The sequence below is a fragment of the Dryocola sharpae genome, from assembly GCF_051307055.1.
GTDB lineage: Bacteria > Pseudomonadota > Gammaproteobacteria > Enterobacterales > Enterobacteriaceae > Dryocola.
In genome coordinates this window covers 2720695-2736054 of record NZ_CP149994.1, presented here as the reverse complement: position 1 = coordinate 2736054, position 15360 = coordinate 2720695, and the positions used below count along the sequence as shown (strand labels likewise).

The following is a 15360-nucleotide window of genomic DNA, read 5'->3' as shown; positions in this document are numbered from 1 at the left end:
CGCTGACGCTTATTCACCCTACAGAACTTAAAAAGGCCGCATCAGCGGCCTTTTTTACATCCGGCAAAAATTACTTATGCCGTTTCCGCAAATTATCAATGACCGCGCTCAAATCTAATTCCTGATCCTGCAGCAATACCAGCAGGTGATAGACCAAATCTGAAGCTTCATTAGTCAGCTCATGACGGTCATTCACCGTAGCGGCCAGCGCCGTTTCCACGCCTTCTTCACCCACTTTCTGCGCGATACGTTTGGTGCCGCTGGCGTAGAGTTTTGCGGTATACGAGCTTTCCGGGTCGGCGGTCTTGCGCGATGCCAGCAGCTGTTCCAGCTCAAACAGGAAATGCCAGTCATGTTTAGCCGGAGCGAAGCAGCTGGAGTTGCCAAGGTGGCAGGTCGGGCCAATCGGATTTACCAGCACCAGCAGCGTGTCGTTATCGCAGTCAGGAGTGATGCTCACTATATTCAGGAAGTGGCCGGAGGTTTCACCTTTCGTCCACAGGCGCTGTTTGGTGCGCGAGTAGAAGGTGACCTTACCGCTTTGCTCGCTCCGGGCCAGCGCTTCGGGGTTCATATATCCCAGCATCAACACTTCGCCGGAGACGGCATGCTGTACGATGACCGGCATCAGGCCGTCTGTTTTTTCCCAGTCAAGCTGGCCGCGCTGTTGTTCTGTTAACACACTCGAATCTCCACGCCAAGCTGTGCCAGATAGATCTTCAGCTCAGCGATATTAATAATCTGTTTATGGAATACGGAAGCTGCCAGCGCACCGTCAACGTCCGCATCGCGGAAGGCTTCCAGGAAATGCTCCATGGTGCCTGCGCCGCCTGAAGCAATCAGCGGCACGTGGCACACTTCACGCACCTTGCGTAGCTGTTGCAGGTCATAGCCATTACGCACGCCGTCCTGGTTCATCATATTGAGCACGATTTCCCCGGCGCCACGCTTTTGTACTTCCTCCACCCAGTCCAGAGTTTCCCACTGCGTAACCCGCGTGCGGTTCTCATCGCCGGTGTACTGGTTAACGTGATATTTTCCCGTGTCATTATCAAACCAGGTATCAATGCCGACCACAATACACTGCACGCCAAAGCGATCCGCCAGACGGGTAATCAGTTCCGGATCGGCCAGAGCGGGGGAGTTGATGGAGATCTTATCTGCGCCAAACGACAGGATCTTCGCCGCGTCGTCGACAGATTTAATGCCGCCCGCCACGCAGAATGGGATGTCGATAACCTCCGCCACGCGCGATACCCAGCTTTTATCCACAACGCGCCCGTCGCTGGAGGCGGTGATATCGTAAAACACCAGTTCATCCGCGCCTTCCTGCGCATAGCGGTTTGCCAGCGGCACGATGTCGCCGATGATTTCATGGTTGCGAAACTGCACGCCTTTGACGACCTGGCCGTCACGCACGTCCAGGCAGGGGATTATCCGTTTTGCCAGCATGAGATAGCCTCCGCCACGTTGAATTTTCCTTCCAGTAAAGCTCGCCCGACGATCACGCCGCGCACGCCGGTACCCCGCAGGGCCGCAATATCGTTGATGTCGCCAATTCCGCCCGAAGACTGAAACGCGATCTGCGGATAGCGCGCGCAGACTTCTTCATACAGAGAGACGTTAGAGCCTGCGAGCGTTCCGTCACGGGAAATGTCCGTGCAGAGCACGTGTTTTAGCCCCACCGGCAGATAGGTTTCCACCAGCTCTTCCAGCGAAACGCCGGAATTCTCCTGCCAGCCGCTGACCGCAACTTGTTTATTGCCCAGTTCATCAATGCGCACGTCCAGCGCCAGCACCAGCGCTTCGGCGCCAAAACGTGTAAACCAGCCTTTTACCACTTCAGGCGATTTCACCGCCGTTGAGCCAACCACCACGCGTGCAACGCCTGCTTCCAGCAGAGCCGCAACGTCTTCTTCGGTACGCACGCCGCCGCCAACCTGAACCGGAATTGTTACTCCAGCCACCAGTTTTTTGAGCAGGGGGATCTGGCGCCTGGCGGGATCTTTAGCGCCGGTCAGGTCGACCAGATGCAGCACCTCTGCGCCCTGGGCCTGATAATCCTGCAGGCGAGGCAGCGGATCGCTGCCGTAATCGCGCAGCTTTCCATAATCTCCCTGATGGAGACGCACCACTTTGCCGTCAATTAAATCGAGAGCGGGAATAATCATCGTGCTTACATCTCCAGGAAGTTCTTGAGCAATTTAGCCCCGGCGGCGCCCGACCGTTCAGGGTGGAACTGCACGCCGTAGAAATTGTCTTTTTGCACGGCCGCGGTAAAGGGTTCGCCGTAGCTCGCCTGCGCAATTGTGCTGGCGCATACCGGCATTGCGTAACTGTGCACGAAGTAGAAATACTCGCCGTCTTCAATATCACGGAACAAGTGGTCGCCCGCTTTTGGATAGACGCGGTTCCAGCCCATATGCGGCAGCGGCAGGCCGTGGTCGGTCATTTTCAGCACGGGCTCGTCGATAATCCCCAGCGTTTTAACGCCCTGGTTTTCATCGCTGTGGCTGCCGAGGATCTGCATGCCAAGACAAATGCCCAGCACCGGCTGGGTACAGGCCTGGATCAGCTCAATCAACTCACGTTCACGCAGTTTATCCATTGCCGCCTGTGCGGTGCCGACGCCCGGCAGGAACAGTTTATCCGCGTGCAGCACTATATCTGCATCGCGACTCACTACTGGATCATATCCCAGGCGCCTGATCGATGATTTTACCGACAGCAGGTTGGCGCAGCCGGTATCGAGGATCACCACGTTCATCACAACACTCCTTTCGACGAGGGTAGCGTATCGCCCTCAACGCGAATGGCCTGGCGCAGCGTGCGGCCAAAGACCTTAAACAGGCTCTCGACGCGGTGGTGGTCGTTTTTGCCTTTGGTCTTCAGGTGCAGCGTGATACCCATGGTGTAAGAGAGCGAACGGAAGAAGTGCTCGACCATCTCGGTGCTGAGATCGCCCACGCGCTGGAAGTTGTATTCAGCTTTGTATTCAAGATGGGGACGGCCGGAAATATCCAGCGCGCAGCGCGCCAGGCATTCGTCCATCGGCAGCGTGAAGCCGAAGCGGGTGATGCCGCGCTTGTCGCCAAGCGCAATTTTTAGCGCTTCGCCCAGCGCCAGGCCGGTGTCTTCCACGGTGTGGTGATCGTCGATGTAAAGATCGCCTTTTACGCCGATCTCCATGCGGAAGCCGCCGTGCGTGGCTATCTGATCCAGCATGTGATCGAAGAAGCCGACGCCGGTATTGATCTTGCTGCCGCCTTCGCGATCCAGCCAGACCTGCACGTCAATCTGCGTCTCTTTGGTGGCGCGCTCAACGTGGGCATAACGGTCACGTTTGGTCAGCCGGTCGCTTATCATCGGCCAGCTCAGGGATTCGCCGTGATAGCGCAGCCCCTGAATGCCCATATTTTCCGCAAGCTCGATATCGGTGGCGCGGTCGCCAATCACATAGCTGTTTGCTTTATCCAGCACGCCTTCTTCCAGATAGCCTTTAACCATGGCGATTTTCGGCTTGCGGCAGTCGCACTCGTCCGCCGGTAAATGCGGGCAGATCAGGATATCGTCAAAATTCACCCCCTGGGAGGTGAATACCTGCATCATCAGGTTGTGCGGGCCTTCAAAATCGGCCTGCGGGAAGCTTGCAGTGCCCAGCCCGTCCTGATTGGTGATCATCACTAGTTTGTAGCCCGCTTTTTGCAGCTGCAGCAGAGCAGGGATCACCGCCGGTTCAAATGCGAGTTTGTCCATGCGATCCACCTGGAAATCTGCAGGCGGCTCGGAAATCAAGGTGCCGTCACGGTCGATAAAAAGAATTTTCTGGCTCACACGCCCTCCGTGGCCGTCAGGCCGGGTTGTTGACGCAGCGCAACAATGGCGCGCTCGCACTCTTGCAGGGTGCCCACGGTGATTCGCAGACAGCCGCTTAACGATGGTTGTTTATTCTGATCGCGCAGGATAATGCCCTGATCCCACAGCGATTTAAATACCGCGCTTGAGGCGGTTATTCTTGCCAGCACATAGTTGGTTTCGGAGGCGAAAACCTCTTCGACACAGGCAACGTCCTTCAGGGCCGTAATCAGATACTGCCGGTTCGCCAGCACTTCCGCTACACGCTCGCGCATGGCGTTTATTCCCTGCGCGCTTAACGCCTGAGCCGCGATATCCGCAACGGGCGTAGAGAGCGGATAAGGCGCGATCACCTTCATCAGCAGGTTGATAACCTCTTCGTTAGCCAGCGTAAAGCCGCAGCGCAGGCCGGCGAGGGCAAAGGCCTTGGACAGCGTGCGTAGCACGACGAGATGTGGATACTCCTCAAGCCAGCCGGCAAGCGTCGCCTGCGGACAAAACTCGATATAAGCCTCGTCTGCCACCACCAGCGCCTTACCGCGCGCCATTTCCAGCAGAACACGAAAATCCTGGGGATTGATAAGCTGTCCGGTTGGGTTGTTCGGGCTGCAAACGTAAATCACTTTTACGCCTTCAAGGTTATCCGCGATGGCCGGTAAATCGAGCTGCCAGTTTTCCAGCGTCTGCACCGTGCGGCACTCCACGCCGAAGGTTTCTGCGCTCACGCTGTACATGCCGTAGGTTGGCGGGCAATAAAGCACGGCGTCTTTGCCCGGCTCGCAGAATGCGCGAATCAGCAGTTCAATACCTTCGTCGGCGCCGCGGCTAACCAGCACCTGTTCCGGTTTCACGCCCGCGTAGGCGGCGTAACGTTCAATCACCTGCTTCGGCTGGCATTCCGGATAGCGGTTCAGCGATTGCTGGCTCAGGTCGTATTCAACGGCGGTCGGATATTCATTGGCGTTCAGCCACACATCGCCGTTGCCGCCCAGGCGGCGGGCCGACTGATAAGGGGTCAGGGCGCGAACGTTCTCGCGGGCTAACTCTTCAATGCTCATTGCATCTCCTTTAGCGCGGCAACGCGCAGGGTCACGGCGTTTTTGTGGGCATCCAGCAGCTCGGCGGCGGCCAGTGTTTCAATGGTTTTCGCAAGGCTTGCGAACCCCTGAGGAGTGAGTTCCTGCACGGTCATGCGCTTCTGGAAATCGGCCAGGCCAAGGCTTGAGCAGGTCGCCGTATAGCCATAGGTTGGCAGCACATGGTTGGTGCCGGAAGCATAATCGCCCGCGGATTCAGGTGACCAGTCGCCGAGGAATACAGAACCCGCGCTGGTAATGCTGTCGACCAGTTCACGGGCGTTTCGGGTCTGAATAATCAGGTGTTCAGGGCCGTACTGGTTGGAAATCTCAATGCACTGCTCCAGATCGCGCGCCACAATCAGGCGGCTGCTTTCCAGCGCTTTGCGTGCCGTTTGCGCGCGCGGCAGCGCGGCCAGCTGGCGTTCGACGGCTTCGGCTACCGCCTGCGCCATAGCGGCGTCCGGCGTGAGCAAAATCACCTGCGAATCCGGCCCGTGTTCGGCCTGGGAAAGCAGATCGGATGCCACAAAATCTGGCGTTGCGCCGCCGTCTGCTATCACCAGCACTTCGGAAGGCCCGGCAGGCATATCAATTGCCGCGCCGTCAAGGCGCTGGCTGACCTGGCGTTTTGCTTCGGTCACAAAAGCGTTGCCCGGCCCGAAGATTTTGTCCACCTTCGGAACGCTTTCGGTGCCCAGCGCCAGCGCGGCGATGGCCTGCGCTCCGCCAACCTGAAACACTTCCTGCACGCCGCAAAGCTGTGCGGCATAGAGGATTTCGTCGGCAATCGGCGGCGGCGAGCAAAGCACCACTTTCTTACAGCCGGCGATACGCGCCGGAGTGGCAAGCATCAACACGGTAGAAAACAGCGGCGCAGAGCCGCCTGGAATATAAAGGCCAACGGAAGCTACCGGGCGGGTAACCTGCTGGCAGCGCACGCCCGGCATCGTTTCTACATCTACCGGTGCGAGCTGCTGCGCAACGTGGAATTTTTCGATGTTGGCGACGGCGACCGCCATCGCTTCTTTAATATTCGTACCGAGACGCCCGACGGCGGCGGCAATTTCCTGCTCCGTAACCTTTAACTGCTGGACTTCAGTCTTATCAAATTTGGCGCTGTACTCGCGTAGCGCCGCATCGCCGTTGGCCTTCACGTTATTCAGAATCTCCGCCACGGTAAGCGTGATGCTTTCTGAGGCGGAAATAGCCGGGCGCATCAGCAGCGCGTCCTGCGCAGCTTTATCACACTCATTCCAGAAAATCGGCGTGTTGAAGTTCGACATCGGCTTACTCCATCATCTTCTCAATTGGCAGCACCAGAATGGAGCTCGCCCCCAGCGCTTTGAGTTTTTCCATGGTTTCCCAGAACAGGGTTTCGCTGCTCACCATGTGCATCGCCACGCGCTGCTTATCGCCCGCCAGCGGCAGAATAGTCGGGCGTTCGGCGCCCGGCAGCAGGGCGACAATCTCATCCAGACGCTCGCTCGGCGCGTGCAGCATGATGTATTTGGATTCACGGGCCTGAATCACGCCCTGAATACGGGTCATCAGCTTATCGATAAGCTGCTGTTTGGCGGCGGGCATTTCGCCGTCGCGCTGAATCAGGCAGGCTTTGGAGCGATAAATCACTTCCACTTCGCGCAGGCCGTTAGCTTCAAGCGTGGCGCCGGTAGAAACCAGGTCGCAAATGGCATCAGCCAGACCGGCGCGCGGGGCGACCTCAACGGAACCGTTTAACAGACAGGATTTAAACTGCACGCCTTTACCATCAAGATAGCGCTTAAGCAGGTGCGGGTAAGAGGTCGCGATACGTTTATTGTTGAGGCTTGCGGGACCGTCCCAGGGATCGTCGACGGAAACAGCCAGTGAAAAGCGACAGCCGCCAAAATCCAGACGGTGCAGCGTGAAATAGCGCGGGTCTTCGCCCTGAGCGCGGCGGGTCAGCAGCTCTTCTTCCAGCACGTTTTCACCGATGATGCCAAGGTCTACCACGCCGTCCATCACCAGTCCCGGGATGTCGTCGTCACGCACGCGCAGAATATCAATCGGCATATTTTCCGCCAGCGCAATCAGGCGCTGGGTGTGCAGGTTGATTTTTATGCCGCAACGGGCCAGTAATTCGCGTGAGTCATCGCTAAGTCGGCCAGATTTTTGAATAGCTATGCGTAAACGGTTGTTGTCTAACATTGGTCGTTGCCCCTTAATCATTCCTGTCTGTCGTCCAAAAAAAAGCCCCCGAAAGAAATCTTCCGGGGGCTTTATCACTCGTTCATGCACCTCTGGAAGATCTTTTCGTCTTCCAGCACACATCGCCTGAAAGACTAGTCAGGATGATGGTGGTGATGGTGGCTTGTAGTCTGAACGCGTGTCATAAAATTCTCGTATGAATGTTTATTCATGATGTGCTTTTAACGTAAACCAGATTCAGCGTTGAGCGCAAGGGCTTTTTATCGCCACGTTTAATATTCTGTTTGCGCCCGCTAATTGTCAGTTCGCTTATCGTGGCGTAGCCTTATCACAGGCTGGTTAAAGCAGCGCAGAAGAAAATGCTGCGTCTAAGGAGAGAAGGCATGAAAAAGGTTGCGATTGTCGGGTTAGGATGGTTAGGCATGCCGCTGGCGCTCTCATTATCAGCGCGGGGCTGGCAGGTTACAGGCAGCAAAACTACGCTCGACGGCGTTGAAGCAGCCCGCATGTGCGGCATCGACAGTTATCAGCTGCAGCTGACGCCCGAGCTGGTTTGCGACAGCGACGATCTTGATGAGCTGCTGAACGTTGACGCGCTGGTCATCACGCTTCCCGCGCGCCGGACCGGCGAAGGGGATGATTTTTATCTGCAGGCGATGCAGGAAATTGTCGACAGCGCGCTGGCGCATCAGGTGCCGCGCATTATTTTCACCAGTTCGACTTCCGTTTACGGCGAGGCGGAGGGCAGGATAAAGGAGGAGTTCCCGCTTAGCCCTGTCACCGCCAGCGGACGCGTGCTAAAGGAGCTGGAGCAGTGGCTGCATGATTTGCCCGGCACATCAGTTGATATCCTGCGTCTTGCGGGCCTGGTTGGGCCAGAAAGGCACCCGGGACGTTTTCTTGCCGGGAAATCCGACGTCGCCAACGGCGGCCACGGCGTCAACCTTGTCCATCTGGAAGATGTTATTTCTGCAATTACGCTATTGCTACAGGCCCCCACAGGCGGACACATCTATAATTTATGTGCGCCCGCTCATCCAACGCGCGAGGAGTTCTATTCTCAGATGGCGCGCCAGCTCAATCTGGCGGCGCCAACGTTTCGCGCGCAGGAGAAACCGGGCCATGGGAAGCTGGTGGACGGCAGCCGTATTTGTAATGAACTGGGGTTTGAATATCAGTATCCGGATCCGTTAGTAATGCCCATGCAGTAGCGCAGCGGGTGGCATCGCTCGTTCTGCCCGTCATGCTTCAGGCTGCAGGGGCGTTGGCTGCATTCACCCATTACGGTCATTTACCAAAGTAAACTTCTGGAATGGGTTCCCTTGCCGCCTTCCTGCAGCTCGAATTATTTAGGGTATAAGTTGAGGCGAGTTTGAAATCATTGCTGGATGTGCTGATCGTTCTCGACGCCCTCGATAAAGAAGGAAGCTTTGCGGCGGCGGCGATAAAGCTCTTTAAAACGCCTTCCGCGCTCAGCTATACCGTGCAAAAGCTCGAAAGCGAGCTCAATATTCAGATCCTCGACCGTTCAGGCCATCGGGCGCGTTTTACGCGAACAGGCCAGCTTCTGCTGGAAAAAGGGCGCGAGGTGCTGCATACCGTGCGCGAACTTGAACAGCAGGCAATCAAGCTCCATCAGGGCTGGGAAAACGAACTGGTGATCGGCGTGGACGACTCCTTTCCGTTTTCATTGCTCACGCCGCTTATCGAAGCCTTCTATAAAAGCTACAGCGTGACGCGCCTGAAATTTATCAATGGCGTGCTGGGCGGCTCGTGGGAAGCGCTGACGGAAGGGCGGGCGGATATTATTGTCGGTGCGATGAGCGATCCGCCTTCGCTGAGCGGATTCGGCTTTACGTTGCTCGGGCAGCTGGAGATTGTCTTTGTCGTCGCTCCCCATCATCCTCTGGCAGAGGCGCAAGAGCCGCTGACCCGACGAGCGATCAAACGCAGCAGGGCGGTCGTGGTCGGGGATACCTCGCGTCTTGAACCTTCCCGGGCCATGCATCTCCTTGAAGATCAGGAGGCGATCACCGTCTTTGATTTTAAAACCAAGCTTGAGCTGCAAATCAGCGGCATCGGCTGCGGTTATATGCCGCGCTACATGGCGCAGCGTTTTATCGAAAGCGGCGTGCTGGTAGAGAAGCAGGTCGTCTCCCACGTGCCCTTTGTGCCTGTCTGGATCGGCTGGAATGAGCAGACAGCCGGGCTCGCCAGCGAGTGGTGGCGGGGACAAATCGTCGCCAGTCCTGAAATCGCCGCCGTTTACGGCATGACGTAAAATAATACGTTCGGGTGAGTGGCGGACCCCCGGCCTCGCATCTATTGTTAAAAATGGATCGCTATCTCTTCTGAATGCGTCTTCGCGATGAAATTTTCACCCCTGCTGAATGTTGCAGAGGTTTTTTGTGCGCAAGGAGTCCGTATGAAGCAAACCAATGAGCAATGGCAGTCGCGGCGCGAGCAGGCGGTTCCGCACGGCGTCGGAAACCTGCTGCCTGTCTATATAGATAAAGCAAAGAATGCCGAATTATGGGATGTGGAGGGGAATCGTTATATCGATTTTGCATCAGGCATCGCGGTTCTGAATACGGGGCATAACCATCCGGCGGTGATAGAAGCGGTTCGTCAACAGCTCGACCACTTCACCCATCCCTGTTTTCAGGTTACGCCTTACGGCAACTATATTGAGCTGGCGGAACGGCTGAACGCGCTTGCGCCCATCAGCGAACCTTGCCAGACGCTGTTTCTGACTACCGGCGCGGAAGCGGTGGAGAATGCTATTAAAGTCGCGCGAATCGCTACCGGCCGTTCCGCGATAATCGCTTTTCGTGGCGCGTTCCACGGGCGCACCTTATTAGGCATGGCGCTGACCGGCAAAGTACAGCCCTATAAAAAAGGTTACGGTCCTTTCCCGGCGGGCATTTATCATGCGCCTTATCCGGCGGCCTATCTCGGCGTAACGGATACGCAGGCGCTGGCCTCGCTGGCGGGTATTTTCGCCGCGGACGTTTCGCCTGACGAAGTCGCCGCCATTATTATCGAGCCGGTGCAGGGCGAAGGCGGTTTTTACGCGGCCTCCCCGCAATTTATGAAGCAGCTTCGTGCCATTTGCGACAAGCACGGCATCGTGCTGATTGTCGATGAAATCCAGAGTGGCTTCTGCCGTACCGGCAAAACCTTCGCTATTGAGCACAGCGAAGTTGAACCGGATTTAATCACCATGGCGAAAAGCCTGGCGGGGGGCTTCCCGCTTTCGGCGCTGGTGGGGAAAAAAGCGCTGTTTGATAAGGCGCTGCCGGGCGGGCTTGGCGGCACTTACGCCGGATCGCCCGTCTCTATCGCCGCCGCCCTGGCCGTGGTGGATATCATCGAGAAAGAGCAGCTCAACCAGCGCGCGCAGGCCATAGGCGAGCAAATTACGGCAAGGCTGCACCAGCTGGCCGAGCAATTTGACTGCATTGGCGACGTGCGCGGATACGGCGCGATGATTGCTATGGAGCTGGTTGAAGGGCGCGACAGCCACCGCCCCGATAAGGAGCTCACCGCGGCGCTGGTGCAGGAGGCGGGCCGTCAGGGCCTTGTCCTTTTATCCTGCGGAGTACGCGGCAACGTCATCAGATTCCTGGTGCCTTTAACCGCCGAAAAAGAAATTGTTAATCAAGGCCTCAACATCTTGTCATCCTGCCTCGAATTGGTGCAAAATACGCGCCTCACAAAATGAGATAAAAAAACCGACGTTAAACGCGTCGGTTATTTTTTTGCATTGAGTCTAAGTAGTCAAACGGGCATTCGCCAAAAAAACCAAGAGGCCGGGCTTCGTACCGGATAGATACTAGCTTTTAAAAAACGACAGTCGTGTCGCCGAGGAAAACAAGATGGGGCAGTTTTTTGCTTTTGCGCAGGCATTCGCCGTTTGGGAGAATGACCATGTCGCTTAACGTCACCGCAGGTGCAAATTCACGTATCGAACTCCGTAAGAGCCTGACGCTCATTCCGGTCGTTATGATGGGCCTTGCCTATATGCAGCCTATGACGCTGTTCGATACATTTGGTATTGTATCTGGCCTTACCGACGGACATGTCGCGACGGCTTACGCGTTTGCCCTTGTGGCAATTTTGTTTACCGCGTTAAGTTACGGAAAGCTGGTACGCCGTTTCCCGTCAGCGGGTTCCGCCTACACCTACGCTCAGAAAGCTATCCACCCGGTGGTCGGCTTTATGGTGGGCTGGTCCTCCCTGCTTGATTATCTGTTTATGCCGATGATCAATATCCTGCTGGCCAAAATCTATTTCGAAGCGCTGGTGCCGTCTGTTCCTTCATGGATCTTCGTCGTGCTGCTGGTTGGCTTTATGACTATCTCCAACCTGCGCGGCATCAAAACCGTAGCGAACTTCAACAGCCTGATTGTCGTTCTGCAGATGCTGGTGATGGCGGTCATTACCGGCCTGGTTATTTACGGCGTGGCTAACGGCGAAGGCGCCGGCACGCTGACCAGCAGTAAGCCATTCTGGTCAGAGCAGGCGCACGTTGTGCCGATGATCACGGGCGCTACCATTTTGTGCTTCTCGTTCCTCGGCTTCGACGGCATCAGTTCGCTGTCTGAAGAGACCAAGGACGCAGGCCGCGTTATTCCGAAAGCGATTTTCCTGACTGCCTTAATCGGCGGCGTGATCTTCGTTGTGGTCTCTTACTTCCTGCAGCTGTACTTCCCGGATATCTCTCGCTTTAAAGATCCGGATGCGTCGCAGCCAGAAATTATGCTTTACGTGGCGGGCAAAGCCTTCCAGTTCGGCATCCTGATTTTCTCCTGCGTTACCGTACTGGCTTCCGGTATGGCCGCGCACGCTGGCGTATCCCGACTGATGTACGTGATGGGCCGTGACGGCGTATTCCCGGAGCGTTTCTTCGGCTATATCCATCCGAAGTGGCGTACCCCGGCGCTGAACGTGGTTCTGGTTGGCATCATTGCGCTGTTTGCCGTGAAGTTCGATTTGGTGACCGCAACGGCGCTGATTAACTTTGGCGCGCTGGTGGCGTTCACCTTCGTGAACCTGTCGGTGATTTCCCAGTTCTGGATCCGCGAAGGCCGTAACAAGACCATTAAAGATCACATCAACTATCTGGTGCTGCCGGTCTGCGGCGCGCTGACGGTGGGTGCGCTGTGGATTAACCTGGAAGAAAGCTCGATGATCCTTGGCCTGATTTGGGCAGCCATCGGCCTGACCTATCTTGCCTTCGTTACTCGTCGCTTCCGCAACCCGGTGCCGCAGTTCAACGAAGATTTAGCGTAACGACGCTGAAAGAAAAATGGCTCCCGCGGGAGTCATTTTTTTGCCTTTAATTCACCAGAAACTGCGCATATTCGAACAGCGCTTTGAGCAGCGCCGTCTTCTCCTTGTCCTCTTCATACTGGTTATAGAGCGCTTCGAGCTCCAGGGCGTAAGCCTGTAGCGCTTCGGACGACAACGCTTCCTGACGATGCGCTAACCAGCGCTGTTGCTCGGCTTCATCCAGCGTGCCGGGGAAATTGCGCGCCCGGTAATTGAACAGCAGCTTCTCAATGCGCTTATCAACGAAAGAAATATCCAGCGCCGCAAGATTCTGCGGCTCGGTCTGCAGCACAATGCGCATCGCCGCGCGATCGGCATCGCTGAAGAAACCGTTATAAAGCTGCGCATCGACGTTATCCGACGGCACAAAGGGTTCGGCTTCGGCAAAAAGAGCGACCACTTTTTCACGCACGCCCGGATGCTCGCGCAGAGCTTTCAGGTTCTCCAGACAGCGCTGGCGATTGATGCCTAAACGTTCCGCATCTTCAGGGCGCAGGGTATTGGCGACGGCCAGCACAGGGCATTTATTGAGGTGAACAAGTTTGACCGGCACGGCTGCCTCATCCTTGAGGGAAGCCTTCGGCGTATATAAACGGCTGCGAAGCGTATCGGCATCCAGTTCAAGCAGAGGCGTAATATCGCCGGCAAGATCTACCGTAATCACCGCGTTGCGATTTTCCGGATGCCAGGCAAGCGGCGCAATCCAGCTGGTGTTGCCGCGCAGGGCGCCAAACATACCGGAGACGTGCACCAGCGGCTTCATCTGCGGGATATCGATCAGCGTCGTCAGCTTCTGCTTAGAACGATGGCTGTAAAGATAATCAAACAAACGCGGCTGTCGGGTTTTCACCAGCTGCGCCATGGCAATGGTGGCATAGACGTCAGACATCGCATCATGCGCGTTAGCGTGTGCAATACCGTTGGCTTTGGTCAGATGCTCAAGGCGGAAGCTCGGCAGCCCGTCTTCGTTTTCCGGCCACACAATGCCTTCCGGGCGCAGCGCATAGCAGGCGCGCATGACATCCAACAGGTCCCAGCGAGAGTTATCGTTCTGCCAGCTCCAGGCGTAAGGGTCGTAAAAGTTGCGATAGAAAATATTGCGCGTCACTTCATCATCGAAGCGCACGTTGTTATAGCCCACCACGCAGGTTTTCGGCACGGTGAAAATATTGTGAATACGTTTCGCAAACGCGGCTTCGTTCTCGCCGCGCGCCAGCGCCTGCTGCGGCGAGATGCCGGTGATCATTACCGCTTCCGGCTGGGGCAAATAGTCGTCCGCAGGCCTGCAGTAAAATACTTCCGGCTCGCCGATAACGTTAAACTGCTCATCGGTGCGGATGGCGGCAAACTGCGCAGGACGGTCGAGCGACGGGCTCTTGCCGAAGGTTTCGTAATCGTGGAAAAGGAAGGTGGGCTGCAGTACGGTATCAGGCACGGAGGTTACCATTAAGCTGATGAAGGTCTGGCTTAATGGTAACTCATTTGTCATGGCATCAGAAGAAAACCAGGCTAAGGCGTCATACTTTGCGGCTGCACGGCCTCGCGACCGATTATGCGTTTGCCCAGGGCAATCCCCGGCTTTTCAATTCTGTGGTACAGAAAGAACGCAATAAGCCAGGTTACCGGCAAACATATACCTGAGGCGATCAGAAAACGCATCAGGGAAGGCAAATGGCTAAAGGCCGTGTTATGAACCAGCAGACCGATGACCGGGATCACAATCATCAGGTGCAGCAGGTAAACCGAATAAGAGACATCGCCTAAAAACAGGCTTACCGGACGCGTCAGGAGATAGCGCGGATAATACGCCAGCCGGCTAAAACGCGTGTTTTTTTCCGGCTTCCAGAGCAGAGCGGTCATACTGACGATCAGCAGGCATTCGACAATCAGGCGCAGGTGGTTTTCCGCAATACGCATCTGCCAGGCGACGACAGGGGCAAGCAACGCCAGAGCCAGGTAATGTACCATTCGATAACGTATCGCCTGGGATATCAGCATGCCGGCGATAAAAAAGGGTAGCTTAATCAGGATCATCGAGGGCATCGGGAAGGCATCAAAATAAGCCGGCAGCAGCCAGCGGGCGGCGAGGCAAAACAGCATCAGCATCACCGATGATATGGCAAAGCCAAAGCGCATAATAATCAGCATGATGAACGGAAACAGCAGGTAATACTGCATTTCCAGGCCGATGCTCCAGTCGGGCAAGACCGTGCGGTATGAATAGTCAGGGATAAAGCCAAAAACGAAAGTCAGATGGCTGGCAATATTCATCAATGAATGGTCGGCATAGCGGCTGGCGAGCGTGGCGGTCGTAGGCCACGCGCTGGCAATAATAGAACGCATTTCCCCGAACCCGCCGCCAAAAACAAGCGCAACAATGAGCAGAAAATAATAGAGGGGAGCAATCCTGAAAAAGCGTCTCAACCAGAACATGCGCCAGGTATTAACGCTGTGCCAGGGCTCCTTCTCCTGCCTGTCCTGATAATTTTTCGCCATCAAATAACCGGACAATAAGATAAAGAGATCCACCCCCAGACCGGGATCGTAAAGCAGGGGAATACGACACTGAGTCAGCAGGCAGATATGCCCCAGCAGCACCCAAAGCGAGGCAAACCCCCGCAGGCCCTCAAGTTCCGGCGTCCAGTTTTTACTTTGCACCATGCTGGTACCTTTAGCGTAAAATTCATACAAAAAGGCACAATATAAATGAACAGCGGCTCTGGCAATAAAATGCTGGCCGTGAGGAGTATTATCAGATAATACGCAGGCAGGCCGGGAAATAACTGCACAAAAATGCCTCATTATTATTACAAAACAATAAAAGTCATATTTTCTTGCAATTTTGCCGCGCAAAAAGAGAAGAATTGCCGTAAAACGTGCGGCTGAAAATAAAGTCGTTGAGGGC

Annotated in this window: 16 protein-coding genes and 1 other annotated feature; of the genes, 5 read left to right on the top strand and 11 right to left on the bottom strand. The window is 55.8% G+C overall.

Annotated elements, in window-relative coordinates:
- Positions 1 to 70: 70 nt before the first annotated feature.
- The 9 genes from hisIE to hisL all read right to left on the bottom strand — a co-directional run bounded on the left by hisIE (position 71) and on the right by hisL (position 7306).
- Positions 71 to 682 (bottom strand): bifunctional phosphoribosyl-AMP cyclohydrolase/phosphoribosyl-ATP diphosphatase HisIE, encoded by a 612-nt coding sequence (gene hisIE, locus WLO31_RS13165; protein WP_435927051.1) that lies wholly within the window; start codon positions 680 to 682, stop codon positions 71 to 73.
- Complete coding sequence (hisF, locus tag WLO31_RS13160; RefSeq protein WP_435927049.1) at positions 676 to 1452, bottom strand: imidazole glycerol phosphate synthase subunit HisF; 777 nt, start codon at positions 1450 to 1452, stop codon at positions 676 to 678. Before hisF ends, hisIE begins: the two co-directional genes overlap by 7 nt.
- Complete coding sequence (gene hisA, locus WLO31_RS13155) at positions 1434 to 2171, bottom strand: 1-(5-phosphoribosyl)-5-[(5-phosphoribosylamino)methylideneamino]imidazole-4-carboxamide isomerase (RefSeq protein WP_435927048.1); 738 nt, start codon at positions 2169 to 2171, stop codon at positions 1434 to 1436. Before hisA ends, hisF begins: the two co-directional genes overlap by 19 nt.
- Positions 2172 to 2176: 5 nt before the next feature.
- A complete protein-coding gene (gene hisH / locus WLO31_RS13150) occupies positions 2177 to 2767 on the bottom strand; it encodes an imidazole glycerol phosphate synthase subunit HisH (RefSeq protein WP_435927047.1) in 591 nt (196 codons plus the stop codon).
- A complete protein-coding gene (gene hisB, locus WLO31_RS13145) occupies positions 2767 to 3834 on the bottom strand; it encodes a bifunctional histidinol-phosphatase/imidazoleglycerol-phosphate dehydratase HisB (protein ID WP_435927046.1) in 1068 nt (355 codons plus the stop codon). The genes hisH and hisB overlap by 1 nt, the downstream gene beginning before the upstream one ends.
- Entirely contained in the window at positions 3831 to 4913 is a 1083-nt protein-coding gene (hisC, locus tag WLO31_RS13140) for a histidinol-phosphate transaminase (RefSeq protein WP_435927045.1), read from the bottom strand. Before hisC ends, hisB begins: the two co-directional genes overlap by 4 nt.
- Entirely contained in the window at positions 4910 to 6217 is a 1308-nt protein-coding gene (gene hisD, locus WLO31_RS13135; protein ID WP_435927043.1) for a histidinol dehydrogenase, read from the bottom strand. The genes hisC and hisD overlap by 4 nt, the downstream gene beginning before the upstream one ends.
- A gap of 4 nt (positions 6218 to 6221) precedes the next feature.
- Positions 6222 to 7121: an ATP phosphoribosyltransferase gene (hisG, locus tag WLO31_RS13130; protein WP_435927042.1), complete on the bottom strand. Its 900-nt coding sequence runs from the start codon at positions 7119 to 7121 to the stop codon at positions 6222 to 6224.
- Between the two features lie 36 nt (positions 7122 to 7157).
- Positions 7158 to 7280, bottom strand: a sequence feature (His leader region).
- On the bottom strand, positions 7256 to 7306 hold the full coding sequence (gene hisL, locus WLO31_RS13125; protein ID WP_201279285.1) for a his operon leader peptide: 51 nt from the start codon (positions 7304 to 7306) through the stop codon (positions 7256 to 7258). It overlaps the preceding feature by 25 nt.
- 198 nt (positions 7307 to 7504) lie before the next feature.
- Between hisL and WLO31_RS13120 the strand changes: the two genes are divergently transcribed.
- From WLO31_RS13120 to WLO31_RS13100, 5 genes are all read left to right on the top strand, one after another.
- Entirely contained in the window at positions 7505 to 8332 is an 828-nt protein-coding gene (locus WLO31_RS13120; RefSeq protein WP_435927041.1) for an SDR family oxidoreductase, read from the top strand.
- Positions 8333 to 8493: 161 nt separating this feature from the next.
- Positions 8494 to 9402 carry a LysR family transcriptional regulator gene (locus WLO31_RS13115; protein ID WP_435927040.1) on the top strand — a complete coding sequence of 303 codons (909 nt, stop codon included), beginning with the start codon at positions 8494 to 8496 and terminating at the stop codon, positions 9400 to 9402.
- A 144-nt stretch (positions 9403 to 9546) separates the two neighbouring features.
- Positions 9547 to 10845, top strand: a complete 1299-nt coding sequence (gabT, locus tag WLO31_RS13110) for a 4-aminobutyrate--2-oxoglutarate transaminase (protein WP_435927039.1) — start codon at positions 9547 to 9549, stop codon at positions 10843 to 10845.
- Between the two features lie 154 nt (positions 10846 to 10999).
- Complete coding sequence (gene yoeI, locus WLO31_RS13105) at positions 11000 to 11062, top strand: membrane protein YoeI (RefSeq protein ID WP_167607501.1); 63 nt, start codon at positions 11000 to 11002, stop codon at positions 11060 to 11062.
- The gene (locus tag WLO31_RS13100) at positions 11052 to 12416 is read left to right on the top strand and encodes an APC family permease (RefSeq protein WP_435927038.1); all 1365 of its coding nucleotides are present in this window, start codon (positions 11052 to 11054) and stop codon (positions 12414 to 12416) included. Before yoeI ends, WLO31_RS13100 begins: the two co-directional genes overlap by 11 nt.
- A 46-nt stretch (positions 12417 to 12462) precedes the next feature.
- On the opposite strand, the gene sbcB is transcribed toward WLO31_RS13100, so the two are convergent.
- Entirely contained in the window at positions 12463 to 13902 is a 1440-nt protein-coding gene (gene sbcB, locus WLO31_RS13095; RefSeq protein WP_435930604.1) for an exodeoxyribonuclease I, read from the bottom strand.
- A 62-nt stretch (positions 13903 to 13964) separates the two neighbouring features.
- The gene (locus WLO31_RS13090; protein WP_435927037.1) at positions 13965 to 15116 is read right to left on the bottom strand and encodes an acyltransferase family protein; all 1152 of its coding nucleotides are present in this window, start codon (positions 15114 to 15116) and stop codon (positions 13965 to 13967) included.
- Positions 15117 to 15360 lie beyond the last annotated feature (244 nt).

What these genes read in the sequence shown, in the direction of transcription:
- hisF (WP_435927049.1), bottom strand. Translation starts at nt 1,452, where the DNA reads ATGCTGGCAAAACGGATAATCCCCTGCCTGGACGTGCGTGACGGCCAG.
- gabT (WP_435927039.1), top strand. Translation starts at nt 9,547, where the DNA reads ATGAAGCAAACCAATGAGCAATGGCAGTCGCGGCGCGAGCAGGCGGTT.
- WLO31_RS13090 (WP_435927037.1), bottom strand. Translation starts at nt 15,116, where the DNA reads ATGGTGCAAAGTAAAAACTGGACGCCGGAACTTGAGGGCCTGCGGGGG.
- hisA (WP_435927048.1), bottom strand. Translation starts at nt 2,171, where the DNA reads ATGATTATTCCCGCTCTCGATTTAATTGACGGCAAAGTGGTGCGTCTC.
- hisG (WP_435927042.1), bottom strand. Translation starts at nt 7,121, where the DNA reads ATGTTAGACAACAACCGTTTACGCATAGCTATTCAAAAATCTGGCCGA.
- hisC (WP_435927045.1), bottom strand. Translation starts at nt 4,913, where the DNA reads ATGAGCATTGAAGAGTTAGCCCGCGAGAACGTTCGCGCCCTGACCCCT.
- WLO31_RS13100 (WP_435927038.1), top strand. Translation starts at nt 11,052, where the DNA reads ATGTCGCTTAACGTCACCGCAGGTGCAAATTCACGTATCGAACTCCGT.
- sbcB (WP_435930604.1), bottom strand. Translation starts at nt 13,902, where the DNA reads ATGGTAACCTCCGTGCCTGATACCGTACTGCAGCCCACCTTCCTTTTC.
- WLO31_RS13120 (WP_435927041.1), top strand. Translation starts at nt 7,505, where the DNA reads ATGAAAAAGGTTGCGATTGTCGGGTTAGGATGGTTAGGCATGCCGCTG.
- hisD (WP_435927043.1), bottom strand. Translation starts at nt 6,217, where the DNA reads ATGTCGAACTTCAACACGCCGATTTTCTGGAATGAGTGTGATAAAGCT.
- hisH (WP_435927047.1), bottom strand. Translation starts at nt 2,767, where the DNA reads ATGAACGTGGTGATCCTCGATACCGGCTGCGCCAACCTGCTGTCGGTA.